The following is a 14082-nucleotide window of genomic DNA, read 5'->3' as shown; positions in this document are numbered from 1 at the left end:
TGGTGTTAAAAAATCCTTCGTTCGTCAGCTCGGCGAACGAAGGATTTTCGTATCAGGACTTGATCGGTAAAGCGCAATACAAAGTAGTGCTGGAAAGTAAAAACTAATTTACTTCCAAAATTGAGTAGTAGAAAATAAAAATAATTTAAAAATAAGCTGGAGACAGAACAATGAGTACGCATTTGAGTAAGCCAAAACTAGGCTTCTGGCAGCTATGGAACATGAGCTTTGGTTTTTTTGGGATTCAGTTTGGCTTCACTCTGCAGAACACCAACACCAGCCGTATTTTTTCAACCTTAGGCGCTAATCCGGACGATCTCGCCCTCTTTTGGTTAGCCGCGCCACTCACCGGATTATTGGTTCAACCCATTATTGGTTACCTTAGCGACAATACGTGGCACGCTTATTGGGGCCGCCGTCGCCCGTTTTTCTTTCTTGGCGCGATTTTGGCCGCGATCACTCTCTTTCTGATGCCTAACTCCAGCGCACTGTGGATGGCGGTACTGGTGCTGTGGTTGATGGATTCGGCCATCAATATTTCGATGGAGCCTTTCCGCGCTTTCGTCGGCGACAAATTATCGGTCGAGCAGCAGACCGCTGGCTTTGCCATGCAAACCTTTTTTATTGGATGCGGCGGTGTCATCGCCGGACTGCTTCCGACACTATTTACCGACTACCTCGGCATTTCCAATACGCCCGTTAATGGCGCCATTCCGGACACCGTGCGTTACGCCTACTATGTGGGCGGCACGATTTATCTGATTGCGGTGATGTGGACCGTATTCTTTAGTAGCGAAAATCCGCCTGAAAATTTGGAGCAATTTAAAAAAGAACGCCAACAAAATAAAGGTTGGACCAAGGCGTTTGTTGAGATTATCGGCGGCTTTACCAAGATGCCAAAAACCATGGTGCAACTCGCGGTGGTGCAATTTTTTACTTGGTTTTCCTTGTACGCTATGTGGGTGTACACCACCCCAGCAGTGGCTAGCATAGTTTTTCACAGCAACGACGCTCAGTCAGCGGCGTTTCAAGAGGGCGGCAATTGGGTTGGCGTTATGTTTGCCTTGTATGGCGGCGTGTCAGCGTTAGCGGCCTTTATCTTGCCGATTTTTGCGCGGTTTACCAGCCGCAAAGTGGTTCACATGGCTTGCTTGGCGATCGGTGGAATCAGTTTAATCAGCTTTTTGATGATCACCTCAAAAACCATTATTTTGCTGCCGATGGTAGGCGTTGGCATTGCTTGGGCCAGTATCTTAACCATGCCCTATGCGATTTTAGCTGGCGCACTTCCTGCCAATAAAATGGGCTACTACATGGGTTTGTTTAATTTCTTCGTCGTGATTCCACAAGCCATTGCGGGCGTTGTGTTGGGCGGTTTATTGAAAAACTTCTTCAACAATCAAGCCGTTGGCATTATTGCGCTGGGCGGAGCTTGCATGGTGGTGGCGGGCTTGTTGACCTTGTTAGTCAAAGACGATGCCGTTGTAGCGCAGTCCAAGCAGGCTTCTGACTCTGCTGCGGCAACTTCTGGTGCTGTCTAACCGCAGCCGTTTAAACGGGTAATCCTGATGAAGCCATTCGCCTTACTCTTGCTATTGCTTAGTAGCTTGCATACTCATGCAGCCGTCAGCAATACCGAATCCATTCATAGCGAAGCCCAGGCATCTTCGTCCACCCGCCCTTTTATTTGGGAAAATGCGACGGTCTATTTTTTGCTCACAGACCGCTTTCATCAAGCTCAACCATCAAATAAACATGCCTATGGACGGCGCAGTGATGCAGCGCCAATGCGAGCATACATGGGCGGGAATCTAGCGGGCGTTACTGAAAAAATTAAGCAAGGGTACTTCACTCAGCTAGGTGTAGATGCGATCTGGATTACCCCGCCTGTTGAGCAAATCCACGGCAGCACGGACGAGGGCTCTGGTCGCTCGTATGCATTTCACGGTTATTGGGCGCGCGATTGGACCAATGTGGATGCGAGTTTAGGTAATGCGCGCGATATGCAGGAACTGGTTGATACCGCGCATGCGCACGGGATTCGCATTTTGCTCGACGTTGTGATGAACCATACCGGCCCCGTCACCAAAATTGATCCGGCATGGCCAGCCAGCTGGGTGCGGTTTGGTCCCGATTGCACTTATCAAGATCTCGCCAGCACGGTAAGTTGCACCTTAGTGCATAACTTGCCAGACGTGCGAACCGATAGCAACGCCAACGTCGATTTGCCACCCGAACTGGTTAAAAAATGGAAGTCAGAAGGCCGCTATGCAAACGAAGTCGCCGAACTTGACGCCTTCTTTAAACGCACTGGCTACCCCCGCGCACCGCGCTATTATTTGATGAAATGGCAAACCGATTGGATCCGGAAATACGGCATTGATGGTTTCCGTTGCGATACCGCCAAACATGTGGAGCCGCTAGTTTGGAAAGAGTTACATGAGCAAGCCGAGATCGCTTTCACAGAATGGAAACTTCGCAATCCAGCTAAAAAAATCGGCGACCAACCGTTTTTTATGACCGGAGAAGTGTTTAACTACGGGATTTATTCTGGCCTTGATTTTGTGATGGATGGCGGCAGCCATATTAACTTCTATGCCAACGGTTTTAACAGCTTGATTAACTTCGCCTTTAAATCCGACGCGAAGCAAGATTACGAGAAGCTGTTTAGCCAATATTCGGCCCAACTTAATGGTGTTCTACAATCCTATTCGGTATTGAACTATGTCAGCTCGCACGACGATTTGCAGCCCTTTGACCTGGTACGTCAGCGCCCTTTTGAGGCTGGAACCAAATTGTTATTGAGCCCCGGCGCTGCCCAAATATATTATGGCGACGAAATCGCGCGTCCCTTGGTCATCGAAGGCGCCACTGGTGACGCTAATTTACGTTCACCGATGAATTGGGATGAGTTGGCGCAGCGCAGCAGTCGGCAGGGTTACAACATCGCCGAGGTGCACCAGCATTGGAGCAAGTTGGGGCAATTCCGCCACGCGCATCCCGCCGTCGGGGCTGGCGTGCATGAGCAATTGTCCGACAAGCCTTATATATTCAAACGCACCTTAAACAAACATGGTTTTACCGATCAAGTGCTTGTGGCGCTCGATTTGCCGATGAGTGAATCCTCTTCCATTCCGGTATACGGCGTGTTCGCAGAGGGACAGATTGTGAAAGATTATTATTCCGGAGCAAGCGCAGTCGTCATCGACGGTAAAGTGAACTTCAACAGCCGCAATTCGATTGTCTTGATTGGTCAAGAAGCCTCAACGAATAAGTAAATTGAGCCCCCACAATAAAGTCAACAAGGTCAATAAGGTCAACATTAAGCAATGAAAATTACCTATTCCACGTTAGCTCTCGCTACATTGATGTTGTGCGCACAGGCTGCCACTGCTCAAAACATCAATCGACGCGTCGTAGCAATTCACGATGCAGGTCATGCATTAGAAGTGCAGACTAACGATGGTCAGTACGTCATTAAACCGTATTCCACCGACATTGTTGAGACCACATTTGTACCCAACGGCCAAGCTTTTAATCCTGTCTCGCACGCCGTTGTACTCGCGCCCGCGATCGTCAAAACGAGTGTGCGCCAGACCGCGACAGCGATTGAATATCGTACTGCCGGAATTGTCGTTCACATTACCAAGGTACCGTTTCAAATCAGTTACAGCTATCACGGCAAGCCACTGACTTCGGAACAAGCGGGCTACCAAAAATCCGATACCGCCGAAAGTATCAGCTTCAATCTCGATACTAATGAGGCCCTGTACGGCACCGGCGCGCGTGCATTAGGGATGAATCGCCGAGGCAATCGCTTGCCGTTATATAACAAGGCGCATTACGGTTACGAAGATCATTCTACTCAGATGAATTTTTCGATTCCGCTAGTATTTTCGTCGAAAATGTACGGCATCCATTTTGATAACGCGCCGATTGGCACGCTCGATCTGGACAGCAAAAAAGACAATGTGCTGAGCTACGAAACCATCAGCGGGCGCAAAACGTATCAGGTGATTGCCGGTACGAGCTGGGAAAACATCATCGCCAATTACAGCTCACTCACGGGTCGCCAGCCATTACCACCGCGCTGGGCTTTTGGTAATTTTGCCAGCCGTTTTGGTTATCACTCGGAATCCGAAGCGCGGCATATTGTGGATGAATTTATCCGCCAACAAATTCCGCTCGATGCCATCATTTTTGATCTGTACTGGTTTGGTAAAGATATCAAAGGCACGATGGGAAATTTAGAATTTGATCGCGACAATTTCCCGCATCCAAAAGCGATGATCGATGACTTTGCTGCCAAAGGCGTGAAGACGGTGTTGATCACCGAACCGTTTATTTTGACCAGTTCGGCTAAATGGGATGAAGCGGTTCAAAAACATATTCTGGCGACCGATAAGAATCAGCAACCCTACACCTACGATTTTTACTTTGGTCACACAGGATTAATTGATATTTTTAATCCTTCCGCAAGGACGTGGTTTTGGGATATTTATAAAAATTTAGCCTCGATGGGCGTCGCCGGTTGGTGGGGCGATTTGGGCGAGCCGGAAGTGCATCCTAGCGATTTGCAACATGCCACTGGTTCGGCGGACGAATTGCACAATATTTACGGTCACAATTGGGCCAAGCTGATTGCCGACGGTTATAAGGCTAATTTCCCAACTCAACGTCCTTTTATCTTGATGCGCTCCGGCTCTTCTGGCTCGCAACGCTTTGGCATGATCCCTTGGTCGGGCGATGTTAATCGGACGTGGGGCGGCTTGCAGTCGCAACCCGAAATTGCCTTGCAAATGGGCATGCAGGGTATGGCCTACATGCACTCCGATTTGGGCGGGTTTGCTGGGGCAAATTTAGACGATGAATTGTATGCACGCTGGTTGCAGTACGGCGTGTTCCAACCGATTTTCCGTCCGCACGCTCAAGAAGAAGTGCCAGCCGAGCCGATTTTGCGTTCGCAAACCGCCAAAGATTTAGCCAAAGCAGCCATCCAATTACGCTATCAATTGCTGCCTTATAACTACACCTTAGCCTACGACAATAATCAACGCGGCACACCGTTGATGCGCCCGTTATTTTTTGATGAGCCAAACAATAAAGCGTTGTTAGGAGCGTCGAACGAATACTTATGGGGACGTGATTTGCTGGTCCATCCTGTTTTGCAGGCCGGATTAAAAGAAGCGCAAATTTATTTCCCAGCCCGCAATAATTGGTTTGATTTTTATACCGATCAAATCTACCAAGCAGGCACTACCCAAACGGTAGCCTTGACCAGCGACCATATCCCAGTTTTTGTCCGAGCTGGTGCGTTCATTCCGATGATCGATGTGATTCAAAACACGAGCCAATACAGCACTCAGAAAATCAATCTGCATTACTACTTTGACGCGGCGGTCACCGCGAGCAACGGGCATATGTATGACGACGATGGAACCAATCCTAACGCTATTGAGCAAGGAAAATTTGCGCTAATTGATTTTAAAAGCACACTCAAGCAGCAACAGTTAGCCATTGATATAGGCGTTACTAACGGGGCAAATCACCCAGCGCTAGATCGAGTCGTGGCGTTAAGTATTCATCACCTGATGAAAAAACCAAGCAAGATTTTAGTACAACGCAAACCAGTCGAATTTGAGTGGGATGCGATCAAAAAAGTCGTGTCCGTTCGTGTTCCTATTAACCAATCCACACCGGTTCGAGTCAGTGTCCAACTCGCTGGCATCAACGCTTCATAGGATGACGTTATCGTGTCAATGAATCTAAAAGATCTCGCCAAAACCTTAGGTATTTCTGAAACCACGGTGAGCCGCGCGCTTAACGGCTACCCAGAAGTGAGCGAGCGCACGCGCAAACGAGTCTTGGAAGCAGCGGCATTGGCGGGTTACCGACCTAATCCCATGGCGCGCAGTTTGGCGTCAGGTCGCACAAACGTGGTTGGTATTATTCATCCCCTACTGCCTAATGATCTGGGCGATCCGATGTTTATGCAGATCGTGGATGGCATGACGCAAGCCTTGGAGGCGCGTCAGATGGATTTAATTATCGCACCGGTCTCAAGCGACAATGAGCTACGTTCCTACCAACACATGGTGCAAGCGCGTCGGGTGGATGGTTTGATTGTGGGGCGTACCCGGTTGTACGACGAACGGGTGGCGTATCTCGCCAAGCAGGGCTTGCCTTTTGTGGCGCACGGGCGAACTCGAGTCAATGAACCGCACGCATGGTTTGACTACGACAATGAAGCGGGCATGCATACCGCCGTTGAGCATTTATTAGCCCACAATCATCAACGCATAGGCTTAATCAGCGCGCCTCTGGACATGAATTTTGCGCGCCAACGTTTTGATAGTTTTAAGTTGCGTATGCAATCGGCTGGACTTGCCATTGATCCTGATTATTTGATCGACGGCGCCAATGATCGTCGTAGCGGCTATTTGGGTATGCAAAAATTATTGGCGTGCGCTGCCAAGCCAACAGCCGTCATTGTTGATAATCACATGTCCGGAGTTGGTGCGGTACGCGCGCTGTTAGATGCCAATATCACGATCGGTAAAGACATGTCGATCATCGTTTGGGGCCGCATGGAAGATTCTCTAGCTGGTTACAACGTCACCACAATAGAACAACCTAACCCCGATAAAGCCGGCGCCAAAATGGTGGAAATGTTGTTGGCCTTGCAGAACGGTACGCCACCATCTGAATTGCAAGAATTATGGCAGCCAATTTTGATTGCGGGCGAAACAGTGGCGAGCAATCAGCAATAGTAGCGGAACAGTAGCACCGAACCAGCAGCAAAAAGCAGCAGCAAAAAATAGAAGCGAAAAGTAGATTTCAATCAGAAAGAAGATGTTTGTTATGGCCGATTTAAATAACCCAATCCCAACTGCTGCGGCAACTCATCAAGCCACCAATTCCCCTGTTGAATGGTGGCGCGAGTCGGTCATCTATCAGGTCTACCCGCGCAGTTTTCTTGATACCAACGGCGACGGTGTTGGTGACTTAGCTGGTATCACTAGCAAGCTCGATTACATCGCTGATCTAGGTGTTGATATTGTTTGGATTTCGCCATTTTTTACCTCGCCAATGCGCGATTTTGGCTATGACGTTAGCAACTATTGCGATGTCGATCCGCTATTCGGAACTTTGGCTGATTTTGATGCATTGATCGCTCGTGCCCACCAACTGGGCCTCAAAATCATGATCGACCAAGTGCTCTCACACAGCTCCGATGTCCATCCTTGGTTTGTTGAAAGTCGCCAAAGCCGTACCAATCCCAAAGCCGATTGGTATGTCTGGAGCGACCCGCAACCAGATGGCACGCCGCCGAATAATTGGTTATCTATTTTTGGCGGCTCTGCATGGCAATGGGATAGTCGCCGTCGGCAATATTATTTGCATAATTTTTTAACCAGCCAACCGGATTTGAATTTCCATCAACCCCAAGTACAACAAGCGCATTTGGATAACATGAAATTCTGGCTCGATCGTGGCGTCGATGGTTTCCGAGTCGATGCCTGTATCTTCCATTTTCACGACGCCCAGTTACGCAATAATCCACCGGCCAAAAAACAAAACACCGTCAGCGTGGCTGAGTCGAATCCCTACGGATTGCAAGCCCATATTTACGACAATACGCGTCCTGAAAATTTAGAGTTCTTTAAAAAAGTGCGTCTGTTATTGGATCAATACAACGCTGTATCGATTGGTGAAATTGGTTCGGACGAAGCCTTAAAAGTAATGGCCGAGTACACCGCAGATGGCGACAAATTAAACATGGCCTACAGTTTTAATTTGCTCACTAGCGACAATTCCACCCAACATATCCGCGCTGAAGTTGAAGCCTTTGAGCAACTCGCGGCGGCGTCCAATAAGGCCGGATGGGCTTCGTGGTCGGTTGGCAATCACGATGTTAATCGGGTCATGACGCGCTGGGGCGGCGCGAACGCGACGCCTGAATTTGCCAAGGTGTTGTTGGCCATGCAGCTTAGTTTAAAGGGAACACCTTGCCTGTATCAAGGCGATGAGTTAGCGCTGACCGAAGCCGATTTGCCCTACGAAGCACTGCAAGATCCGGTTGGACTTACGTTCTGGCCAGAGATGAAAGGTCGCGACGGCTGTCGCACGCCAATCCCGTGGGATGCAACGCAAGCCAATGCCGGTTTTAGTGCTGGTAAGCCGTGGTTGCCGGTGCCCGCCGAACATGCTGCTCAGTCGGTGGCACAACAATTACAGCAACCCGAATCTGCCTTGAACTTTGCTCGGCACTTTATTCCTTGGCGTAAAAAAATCGCGCAACTCACACGCGGCGATATTTTCTTCTACGATGCGCCCGACTCAGTATTGGCGCTGCGCCGCGATTTAGCTGGCTATCCAAGCGTGTTAGTTGTGCTTAACTTGAGCAGCAATGACGTTGAATTCGATTTGCCAGTCAGCGCCGAATATCACGATTTGTCCGGCCATGGGCTGCACGGTTCCGCTTCCGGCGGACGCATCAGTTTGCCAGCTTACGGCGCTTGGTTTGGTATCAACAACAGTTAACTGGATAGCTAACGTGACGAGACGATTTGCTTGGTTACAGGGTTTTAAATCTGCTCGAACGTTAGCACGTCGAGTATCCTCAGTGATGGGTTTGGCAGGCGCGCTAACCATTAGCATGATGGCCAATGTATCGGTAGCCGCGCCCGCTGCAGCAATGTCTCCAAGTCTGGCCGATTGCAATCAATCTGATTTTCAGACTGTCTTGCAGCCGCTGCCTGGAACGCAAAAAGCCCACGCCTATTGGCTTAATCGTGAATTAATTAAATGGCCAGCGGTTGCTGCTAGCGGACGGTTCCGTTTGTATTTTTCGGATGCGCTTGGCACTGAAATGTATACGGCGCATCCCAAAGGCCATGCGGCTGGCAATGTGGTGGATTTGTCGATTTCTACATCGAGCTTGCCGCCTCAATTGGCTACCCGCTTTCAATTTGTCCCAGACGGCGTGATTCTGAAAATAAAGCCGGAAGACGCTAGAAAAATTCCCCAAGCGTTGCGCCTATTTGCCATCTTGGTGCATGAAAACGAACATGGCGACCAATTAGAAACCACCCGAATCCAGATTGCCGGTGCCATCGATGATTTGTATGGCAAGGCCGAGCAAACCAGCGATTTAGGCGCAAGTATTGTGCGCGCAGCGAATACGTCCGCGACCCAATTTAAACTGTGGGCGCCAACCGCGCAAAAGCTTGCCTTGTGCGTTTATAAAACTGGTACCAGCGCGGCGCAAAGCATTGCACCAATGCAGCGTGATGATGCTACTGGAATTTGGTCGCTTCTGATGCCGACGGATTTAAGCGATCACTATTACCAATACATCGTTGACGTAGTCGTGCCCAACGTCGGTTTAATGCGCAATCGCGTTACTGATCCGTATTCGCTAAGTTTAACTACCGACTCTAAGCGCAGCTATATCACGCAAGCAAATGCGACCAAAACGGTACCGCTTGGTTGGAGCGACCATGCAGCACCAAAAACCGTTGCAGCGTCGCCGGATATGTCGATTTACGAAATGCATGTGCGTGATTTTTCGATCAACGATCCGACCGTCAAGCCTGAACATCGCGGCAAATATTTAGCTTTCACGGATTCCACCTCTAACGGTATGCAACACTTGTCGGCCTTGGCTAAGGCTGGCATGACCGACATTCATTTATTGCCGGTATTTGATTTTGCCAGCGTGCCAGAAGTTGGTTGCGTTAACCCCATCATTACGGCAACAGGCGCTGCGAGTTTAGCGCCGCAAACCATCGCCAGCGCCAATGCCGCACAGGATTGCTTTAACTGGGGCTACGACCCGTTCCATTACAGCGCTCCTGAAGGCAGCTACGCAAGCAATTCTGAGGATGGTGCGACACGCATGCGCGAATTCCGCCAAATGATTATGGCGTTGCATCAAACCGGATTGCGCGTTGGGATGGACGTGGTCTATAACCACACGTTTGCATCCGGCCAAGTGGCCAAGTCGGTATTAGATCGTATCGTTCCCGGCTATTACCACCGACTAAATGCGGATGGCGACGTTGAGCAGTCGAGCTGCTGTGATAACACCGCCACCGAGAACACCATGATGGGAAAATTGCTGATCGATTCTGTCGTATCTTGGGCAAAAAATTACCGCATTGATTCGTTCCGTTTTGACTTAATGGCACATCAACCGCGCGCTGTCATGGAGCGTTTGCAAAAAGAGTTAAAGGCTGCCACCGGACGCGATATTGAGCTGATTGGCGAAGGATGGAATTTCGGTGAAATTGCCGATGGAAAGCGCTTCGTACAAGCCTCGCAATTGTCACTCAATGGAACCGGCATTGGCACATTTAACGACCGTACACGCGATGCCGTGCGCGGTGGTAGTTCCTCCGATTCTGGCACGGATTTAATGACGCGCAAGGGATTTATTAATGGTTTAGCCGACGCAGGAACGTCAACCCCGCAACTGCTTAAAACGGCCGATATGGTGCGGGTTGGATTGGCGGGTTCGGTGCGTCAATATCGCTTTGAAACCTTTGACGGGGTTGTAAAGTCGCTGCAGCAAATTGATTACAACGGGCAACCGGCAGGCTACGTCGCTAATCCAAGCGAAGTGGTGAATTATGTTGAGAACCACGATAACCAAACGCTGTTCGACATTAATGTCTATAAACTTCCTGCTGACATCGCGCCGATCGATCGCGTGCGGGTACAAATGCTGGGAGCTGCGATTACCGCATTTAGTCAGGGCGTAGCCTACTTCCACGCGGGGTTGGATGTCTTGCGCTCTAAGTCAATGGATAGCAATAGTTTTAATTCCGGAGATTGGTTTAATCGCATCGATTGGAGCTATCGCGATAATTATTTTGCGACCGGATTGCCGCCAGCCAAAGATAACGAAAAAAATTACGCCTTGATGCAACCGCTGCTGGAAAACCCTTCCATCAAACCAAGCGCAGCCGAGATCGCCTTAGCGCGCGATATGTTTCGGGATTTGCTCAAAGTTCGCGCTAGTTCTAGCTTATTTCATCTTCGTACAGCCGCCGAAATCGAACAACGCTTGCGCTTCGATAATGTTGGCCCGAGTCAAAACGGTGCGGTTATCGCCGCGCATTTAGATGGCAAAAATTATCCTGGTGCGAAGTACTCAGCGCTGATGATTTTCATTAATGTCGCCCACACCGCGCAGACCATTCGCGTTGCCAGTGAGGTTGGACAGGCCTATCAATTGCATCCAGTGTTCAGTAACGCGGCGGCTGGTGACAAGCGTTTAGCCGCGCAAGCGAGCTATGATGCGGCGCAGGGCAGCTTCACGGTTCCTGCATTGAGCGCTGTGGTATTTGTTCAGCCCTAACCACCTTGGGATGTTGATGATGTCTGCCATTGTTAGCTGCTCTTTAATGACGCTCATACAGCGCCTGCGGGTATTGGGATGTAAGCTGTTTGGCGCAGCGTTAATGCTTTGGGTTCCGATTAACTCTTACGCTCAAATCATGCCAACCGTGAATGTCGGCCAAGTCCAACGCCTAGAAAACTTCCCCTCTAAATTTGTCGATGCGCGCCACGTCGACATCTGGCTGCCTGACGGATACAGCCCGGCCAAACATTACAATGTCTTGTACATGCACGACGGCCAAGGCTTATTCGACGCCAGCACAACGTGGAATAAACAAGCGTGGAACGTGCACACAGCAATCGATAAATTGGTCAAGCAAGGGCGCATCGGCGACACGATTGTGGTTGGTGTTTGGAACAACGGAAAATTTCGCCGCACTGAATATTTTCCGCAAAAATATCTCGGGTTTGTAACCCCGATAAAGCGCAACCAATTCATACAAGCTGAGTTAGCTGGTACGCCGTTATCGGATCGCTATTTGCAATTTCTAGTACAAGAATTAAAACCGTATATTGATACGCACTTCAGCACCTACCCTGACCGCGCTCATACTTTTATGATGGGGTCGAGCATGGGCGGCTTGATATCGATTTACGCTATCAGTGAATATCCCGACGTCTTTGGTGGCGTAGCCGCACTCTCCACGCACTGGATTGGCGGTCCGGTGAACAATACCGAACTTCCTTTGGCTGCATTCAGTTATTTGCAGCAGCATCTAGCTAGCCCCGAAAATCATCGCATCTACATGGATCATGGCACGCGCGGGTTGGATGCGTTTTATGCGCCCTCGCAAGGTTTTGTGGACGCGATTTTTAAAGAGCGCGGCTACACCGAAGCCCAAATGAAAAGCATAGTCATTGACGGCGCTGATCACAATGAGCGCGATTGGTCGGCTAGGTTAGAAGTGCCGTTGGTATTTTTATTGGGCGGCGGGCAAAGGTAAATTCAGCGTATTAAATGGCTAAAAAATTAGCAATATTGCTATTTTGGGTCGATGCAGTTTCTATCGCAGCCAGTAAATTAGTAAAACAGTGCGCCCAATAGCCGTATTCCACGACGCAGGCAGTTAAAATAGAACCGTTCATTTATTACACCTTCTGATAATGCTTCCTTTCGATAGCCCAAGATTAATCGCCGACATTGGCACATCGTATGCGCGCTTTGCACTTGAAGTCGCGCGGGGCGAATTTACCCAAATTACGTCGTTACGCTGCGCCGATTATCCGGACTTTTTCTCTGCTATTAATAGTTATCTGCTGCAGCTCAAACCGTTAAACGTCGAGCACGCCGCGATTGCAGTGGCCAATCCAGTCATGGGCGACCGCGTGGTGATGACCAATTATCACTGGCAGTTTTCGATCGAAAGTATGCGTTTGCAATTGGGTTTGGAAACGCTGGTCATCGTCAACGATTTCACCGCGCTAGCGATGGCGGTACCGCGCTTGAGTCCGAGTGACTTACATCAAATCGGCGAGGCGACAGGAGTCGAAACCGGCAAGCAAACCGTGATGGGCGTGATTGGCCCGGGTAGCGGTTTAGGAATGTCCGGTTTAATTCCAGCCGGTGACGGTTGGATTTCGCTTGGTTCCGAAGGTGGTCATAGTAGCTTTTCGCCGCGCAATGAACGCGAAGTGGCCGTGTTGCGTTATGCCTGGAAATCGTTTGAACACGTGTCCTTCGAGCGCTTATTGTCTGGCCCCGGCATGGAATTGATGTACCGCGCTTTGGCCGATTACGCCAACAAACCTGGCTTAGATTTAACCGCGCCCGAAATCACCGAACGCGCCTTAAATGCCACCGATCCGATTTGTGAAGAAACGTTGGACGTGTTCTGCGCACTGCTTGGAACGGCGGCGGCTAACTTGGCGGTAACGTTGGGCGCGTTGGGTGGAATTTATATCGGCGGTGGAATTATTCCGCGCTTGGGCAGCTATTTTGAATCGTCGTCGTTCCGCCGCCGCTTTGAAGAAAAAGGCCGGTTTACGAGTTACCTGAAAGCGATTCCAACGTTTGTCATCACGGCGGAGCAAGCGTCCTTCATCGGTATTTCTGAAATCTTAGAAGCGCAATTACGCACCATTCAAGCGACACCCGGCTCAGCGATTCTTGGTCAAATTCGTCGTGCGCGTAGCGATTTGTCGCCGGCTGAATTGCGCGTGGCCGAATACATTTTGGCGCATCCACGCACAGCGCTAAATGATCCGATCACCGACATCGCCAAAGCCGCGCAAGTCAGCCAACCAACTGTGATTCGCTTTTGCCGCTCCTTGGGCTGCGAAGGCTTGTCCGACTTTAAATTACGTTTGGCGTCGGGTTTGACTGGCACCGTTCCGCTTACGCATACCCAAGTAACGCAAGAGGATTCAACCTTAGAACTCGGTTCAAAAGTGTTGGGTAATACGGCGTCGGCGATTCTGCAAGTGCGTAGTCAAATCAACCGCGAAACCATCGATCGCGCGATTGAGTTACTCAATCATGCTGACCGGGTTGAGTTTTTTGCGGTGGGACATTACGGCGTGATCGCGCAAGATGCGCAGTTTAAATTTTTGGTTCTTCAGACTTTTCTGTGGGTTAAGAGTACGCTATCGCGCAGGTTTAGCCAACGGAGAGCGCGATGGAAAGCAAAGATTTGTATCAGGCGTTGCTGGGGATGCAAGAGCCATGGACGGTTAAAG

9 protein-coding genes are annotated in these 14082 nt (G+C 49.8%); 8 read left to right on the top strand and 1 reads right to left on the bottom strand.

Annotated elements, in window-relative coordinates; translation table 11 throughout:
- Positions 1 to 170: 170 nt before the first annotated feature.
- From E2I14_RS16660 to E2I14_RS16630, 7 genes are all read left to right on the top strand, one after another.
- Positions 171 to 1541: an MFS transporter gene (locus tag E2I14_RS16660; protein ID WP_133330609.1), complete on the top strand. Its 1371-nt coding sequence runs from the start codon at positions 171 to 173 to the stop codon at positions 1539 to 1541.
- A gap of 27 nt (positions 1542 to 1568) precedes the next feature.
- Positions 1569 to 3278 (top strand): alpha-amylase family glycosyl hydrolase, encoded by a 1710-nt coding sequence (locus E2I14_RS16655; protein WP_133330607.1) that lies wholly within the window; start codon positions 1569 to 1571, stop codon positions 3276 to 3278.
- 51 nt (positions 3279 to 3329) lie between these two features.
- The gene (locus E2I14_RS16650; protein ID WP_133330605.1) at positions 3330 to 5741 is read left to right on the top strand and encodes a glycoside hydrolase family 31 protein; all 2412 of its coding nucleotides are present in this window, start codon (positions 3330 to 3332) and stop codon (positions 5739 to 5741) included.
- Between the two features lie 18 nt (positions 5742 to 5759).
- Entirely contained in the window at positions 5760 to 6770 is a 1011-nt protein-coding gene (locus E2I14_RS16645) for a substrate-binding domain-containing protein (RefSeq protein ID WP_133330744.1), read from the top strand.
- 91 nt (positions 6771 to 6861) lie between these two features.
- Complete coding sequence (locus E2I14_RS16640) at positions 6862 to 8544, top strand: alpha-glucosidase (protein ID WP_133330603.1); 1683 nt, start codon at positions 6862 to 6864, stop codon at positions 8542 to 8544.
- 85 nt (positions 8545 to 8629) lie between these two features.
- A complete protein-coding gene (locus E2I14_RS16635) occupies positions 8630 to 11365 on the top strand; it encodes an alpha-1,6-glucosidase domain-containing protein (protein WP_227544776.1) in 2736 nt (911 codons plus the stop codon).
- 46 nt (positions 11366 to 11411) lie between these two features.
- The gene (locus E2I14_RS16630; RefSeq protein ID WP_133330601.1) at positions 11412 to 12350 is read left to right on the top strand and encodes an alpha/beta hydrolase; all 939 of its coding nucleotides are present in this window, start codon (positions 11412 to 11414) and stop codon (positions 12348 to 12350) included.
- Positions 12351 to 12360: 10 nt separating this feature from the next.
- Here the strand turns inward: E2I14_RS16630 and E2I14_RS19840 are convergent, their stop codons facing one another.
- Positions 12361 to 12492, bottom strand: a complete 132-nt coding sequence (locus E2I14_RS19840; RefSeq protein WP_264757063.1) for a hypothetical protein — start codon at positions 12490 to 12492, stop codon at positions 12361 to 12363.
- Positions 12493 to 12510: 18 nt separating this feature from the next.
- Between E2I14_RS19840 and E2I14_RS16625 the strand changes: the two genes are divergently transcribed.
- Positions 12511 to 14082: glucokinase (locus E2I14_RS16625; RefSeq protein ID WP_133330599.1), on the top strand; the 1572-nt coding region annotated here is incomplete at its 3' end.

This window comes from Sapientia aquatica (genome assembly GCF_004358105.1).
GTDB lineage: Bacteria > Pseudomonadota > Gammaproteobacteria > Burkholderiales > Burkholderiaceae_D > Solimicrobium > Solimicrobium aquaticum.
The sequence above is the reverse complement of the archived record's forward strand: the minus strand, read 5'-3'. Positions and strand labels throughout refer to the sequence as shown.